Genomic DNA, 2813 nt, shown 5'->3' on the forward strand with positions numbered 1-2813 from the left:
CCCGAACAGGACCGTGAAACGACTTTGCGCCGATGATAGTGCTGCAACCAGTGTGAAAGTAGGTTATCGTCAGGCTAGTTATATAGAAAAGCCCCGCTCAGTGATCTGAGCGGGGCTTTTCGCTTTGGGCGATCGGTCTATCCATGACCACTCATCATGACCCGCACGATTCTCCACCGTTCGGAACAGATCATTACATCAGAACCGCCAAGCTCTCCCACTATTGCCTTCGCCTTATCGACCTAGCCGCATCTCGCTCGCGTGTCGAAAAACATCAACGTAAAGAGCTTAACGGATAGAAAACTTTGCTTTCCGTATAGAATCAATCGTGCGCTATTAAATCTTCTCTATAATTATTCCTCATCGTGCAGCATCCACTAGTTGATGGGTTGCATACCAACCGGTAAACCGCACAATTCGCTCGAAGTCCTCATCATATGAACGTATTTTCCTCCCTCAGTACCCGTGCAAAACTCGGTGTTGGATTCGGCCTGGTCGGCATCCTCATCATCGTGCTCGCGTTTTTTGCCTGGCGTGAGTTAGGAAATGTTGGTCAGGAACTTGCGAGTCAGAGCGCTCTCCGTACGACCAAGCTCGAGCGCCTGTATGCGCTGCGTGAATCTCTTGCGCAAACGGGACTCGCTGCACGCAATGCCTATATCATTCCCGATGCGACGAAAGCACAGGGCGAGCTTGCCCTGCTGGACGAACACAAAGCGAATTTCCTCAGGGAGCTACAGGCGCTGGCACCCCTGTTTGAAGGAAATGCTGACTTTGCGACGATGCGCGCCGGCCTGCTGCGTATGGCAGAGGAACTCAATCGTCCGAGACGCTACCGCGATGCCGGGCAGATGACGGAATATGGTGCATTCCTGGTCAATGAGTGCAGCCCGCTGCGCCGGCAAAACGTGCTCGACATCGATCGCGTGATCAAGGCCGTACAAAAGCAGGTTGAAGCCGGCACGCTGACCGCCGAACAATCGATCACGTCCGCGCAAACGACAATCATCGCCGTTGCGCTCGCTGCAGTGATGATCAGTATTCTGGTTGGCGGCGCCATCACCGCGCACCTGCTGCGCCAGTTGGGCGGCGAACCGCTGGAGGTCAATCGCATTGCATCGGCGATCGCTTCAGGTGATCTCACGGTCAAGGTGACTGTGCGCCCCAAAGATCGGACAAGCGTCATGTACGCGATTGGAGAAATGCAATCCAGTCTGCAGCGCATCGTTTCGCAAGTGCGCAGTGGAACCGACATGATTGCAAATGCTTCCAGTGAAATCACCGCCGGTAATAGCGACCTCTCAACGCGCACTGCTCAACAATCTACGTCGCTCGGTCGAACGGCAGCGTCGATGAAAAAGTTCACCGCAGTGGTGGAACAAAATACTGCACATGCCCGTCATGCCAATACGCTGGCGGCATCAGCAAGCCAGGTTGCCAGCAAGGGTGGCAATGTTGTCACTGCAGTGGTCAGCACGATGCAAGAGATTAATGCGTCTGCGCACAAGATCTCGGACATCATCAGCGTGATTGATGGCATCGCATTTCAAACCAATATCCTTGCACTTAACGCCGCAGTCGAGGCAGCGCGCGCAGGGGAGCAGGGCCGTGGTTTCGCCGTGGTCGCCAGTGAAGTGCGAAGCCTTGCACATCGTTCAGCCAGCGCGGCAAAGGAGATTTCCGCACTGATTGGCGAATCGGTCGCGAAGGTGGATGCGGGCTCGAAGCTGGTCGAGCAAGCGGGTACGACGATGACTGACATCGTGACGAGCGTGCGCCATGTCAGCGGCATTATCGAAGACATCACTGCCGCCAGCGAAGCGCAACACGCCGGTATCCAGGAGGTCAACCTCGCTGTTGATCAGATGGATGAAGCAACCCAGCAAAATGCTGTGCTGGTCGAGCAGTCCGCTGCGTCGGCGGCAGCGCTCAACGAGCAAGCGGGGAGTTTGTCGCGAACGGTTCGGGTGTTTCGTATCAATGCCGAGACCAAGCCGCTGCGAATCGCAGCGTGAGTGAGACCAGCGACCGCGTTGGGTTAGCCGCTGCTGTCGTTCAGACTATTGCGCAGTTCGACCAGCTGACCACGTAATGCCTCTGCTTCATCGGCCGAACACTTCGTCGCACGAAATACTGCCGCCATCACATTGGCGGCTTTCAGTTTCAATGCCTTGCCATCATCCGTCAAGCTGATGATCACTTGCCGCTCATCACTACGCGCACGGTTACGCTGCACCAGGCCTTGCGCCTCCATGCGCTTGAGCAATGGGGTCAACGTCGCGGAATCCAGAAACAGGTGAACGCCGATATCTGACACCGTCAATTGGTCCTGTTCCCACAACACCATCATGACGAGATATTGAGGGTAGGTCAGGCCCAATTGCGGGAGCACGCCACGATACACCCGCATCATTGCCAACGAAGTCGAATACAGCGCGAAGCACAGCTGTTCGTCGAGGCGAGGCGTGGTGGTAGAGGGGAGAGAAGGGGTCGTCATGGATCCAATATAGGTCGCACACTAGATAATTGCAAGCAATGCTACCCAAGCGGACTAGCGCCCTCATGCTTTAGCACTCCCTCGCGGTTGTGGAGCAAGCCCATGTCATCTGTCGCGTCTTGCTATTTTTGAATCAGGAATACGCGTTTTGAAGAATATTCTTGAAGAGGTCTTGTGCAATCCACCCGCGGTTTGTTATAGTTCGCCTCCGCTTCGGCACTGACCGAAAAAGTTAACGTAATCAAGTGGTTACGGGAGCAAGGTCTACAGAGAAATCTAAGACGAAGCGAAAAGAAAGAGTTGACGAGATTTCAGA

General features: G+C 54.8%; 2 protein-coding genes. One reads left to right on the plus strand and one right to left on the minus strand.

What is annotated here, in order from left to right:
• Positions 1-437 precede the first annotated feature (437 nt).
• Positions 438-2015 (plus strand): methyl-accepting chemotaxis protein, encoded by a 1578-nt coding sequence (locus HD842_RS23805; protein WP_183558793.1) that lies wholly within the window; start codon positions 438-440, stop codon positions 2013-2015.
• Positions 2016-2038: 23 nt separating this feature from the next.
• On the opposite strand, the gene HD842_RS23810 is transcribed toward HD842_RS23805, so the two are convergent.
• Entirely contained in the window at positions 2039-2497 is a 459-nt protein-coding gene (locus tag HD842_RS23810; protein ID WP_183558796.1) for a MarR family winged helix-turn-helix transcriptional regulator, read from the minus strand.
• Positions 2498-2813 lie beyond the last annotated feature (316 nt).

The sequence above is a fragment of the Massilia aurea genome (genome assembly GCF_014200505.1).
Taxonomy (GTDB): domain Bacteria; phylum Pseudomonadota; class Gammaproteobacteria; order Burkholderiales; family Burkholderiaceae_D; genus Telluria; species Telluria aurea_B.